Origin of the sequence: Streptomyces murinus (genome assembly GCF_002154555.1) — a bacterium.
GTDB classification, from domain to species: Bacteria; Actinomycetota; Actinomycetes; order Streptomycetales; family Streptomycetaceae; genus Streptomyces; species Streptomyces murinus.
This window is the reverse complement of sequence record NZ_MUNF01000607.1, coordinates 1-1,190: the sequence shown is the minus strand read 5'-3', so window position 1 is coordinate 1,190 and position 1,190 is coordinate 1. Positions and strand designations below refer to the sequence as shown.

Genomic DNA, 1,190 nt, shown 5'->3' with positions numbered 1-1,190 from the left:
CTCGGCGAGGGCTTCGGCCGCTGGCGGCTCACCGAGGACGAACAGCTGCTGTCCGTCGTCACCAGCGCCAACGTGGCCTGCGGCTTCCACGCCGGGGACGCGGCCACCATGCGCCGGGTGTGCGAGCAGGCCGTCGCACGCGGGGTGACGATCGGCGCCCAGGTCTCCTACCGGGACCTCGCCGGGTTCGGGCGGCGCGCGATGGAGGTGCCGGCCGCCGAGCTGACGGCCGAAGTGGCCTACCAGATCGGCGCGTTGGAGGTGTTCGCACGCGCCGCCGGGGCCCGGGTGGCGTACGTCAAACCGCACGGCGCGCTCTACAACCGGGTCGTGCACGACGAGGAGCAGGCGGGCGCGGTGATCGACGGGGTACTCCTCGCCGACCCCGCGCTGCCGGTCCTCGGCCTGCCCGGCTCCCGGCTGCTGGCGCTGGCCGAGAAGGCGGGCCTGCCGGCCGTCCCTGAGGCGTTCGCGGACCGCGCGTACACCGACGAGGGCACGCTGCTGCCGCGTGGCCGAGGCGGCGCGGTGGTGAGCGACCCGGAGGCGGTCGTACGGCGCTCGGTCGGACTCGTGCGCTCCGGCACGGTCACCGCGCACTCCGGCGCGCGGGTGCGGGTGCACGCCCGCTCGCTGTGTCTGCACGGCGACACGCCCGGCGCGGTGGAGCTGGCCCGGCAGGTGCGGGCGCGGCTGGTCGCGACGGGCGTGCGGCTGGAGGCCTTCGCATGAGGGCGCTGCCGGTCGGCCAGGAGGCGCTGCTCATCGAGGTGGGCTCGGCCGAGGAGGCGGGGGCCCTGCACACGGCGCTGCTGCGGCGCCGCGCGGAGGGCACGCTGACCGTCCGCGAGATCGTGCCGGCCGCGCGCACGGTCCTGCTGGACGGACTGCACGAACCGGCCCGCTGGATCCCCGAACTGACCGCGCTGGAGGGAGAGCCGCCCGCACCCTCGACACGCTCCCCGGTCGAGATCCCGGTGCGCTACGACGGCCCCGACCTCGCCGCCGTCGCCGCGCACTGGGCGGTGTCCGAGCGGGAGGTGGCCCGTATCCACGCGGGCACCGAGTTCACGGTGGCCTTCTGCGGTTTCGCGCCCGGCTTCGGCTATCTCACCGGGCTCCCGGCCCGCTACGCCGTGCCGCGCCGGGCCACTCCGCGCACGGCGGTCCCGCCCGGCGCGGTGGCACTC

The 1,190-nt window shown here is 76.6% G+C and carries 2 protein-coding genes; both read left to right on the top strand.

The genetic code is table 11. The annotated features are described in order from the left end of the window. Window positions 1-732: LamB/YcsF family protein (locus CCN72_RS31120; protein ID WP_086811437.1), on the top strand; the 732-nt coding region annotated here is incomplete at its 5' end. After that, window positions 729-1,190, top strand: a 462-nt coding sequence (locus CCN72_RS31115) for a 5-oxoprolinase subunit B family protein (protein WP_086811435.1), incomplete at its 3' end; no start/stop codon positions are given. The genes CCN72_RS31120 and CCN72_RS31115, both read left to right, overlap by 4 nt.